Raw genomic sequence first — 344 nt, 5'->3', positions numbered from 1 at the left:
ACCCCGCGATTGCAGCCAGCCGGCAAAGGCAAAGACCTGTCGCTCCCACTCGTCATAGCCCATTTCGGTGCCGATACTGACGTAGGCCACCCGTTGGCGGTACTTCTCCACGTGTTCGAGAAACACCTCGCGCAGCGACGGGTAGCGGTCGATCTCGGCCTCGACATCCGCCGGCACGCCGGGATGGTAGGCGCTCAACCAGACACGTTCGATGGCAGGCAGGTTCGCGACACTCATGGCAGTCTCTCCTTGTTGTTGTTTTATTTTTCGACAATGGCGGTCACGCCCAACCCGCCGGCGGCACACACGGAAATCAGCCCGCGGCCCCCGCCCTTTTCGGCGAT

Annotated in this window: 1 pseudogene; it reads right to left on the bottom strand. The window is 62.2% G+C overall.

What is annotated here, in order from left to right:
- Positions 1 to 237, bottom strand: a pseudogene (locus HX773_RS25735) (hypothetical protein); the annotation flags it as partial.
- Positions 238 to 344: the final 107 nt, after the last annotated feature.

This window comes from Pantoea sp. B9002, from assembly GCF_013385945.1.
GTDB lineage: Bacteria > Pseudomonadota > Gammaproteobacteria > Enterobacterales > Enterobacteriaceae > Pantoea.
This window is presented reverse-complemented; position numbering and strand designations above follow the sequence as displayed.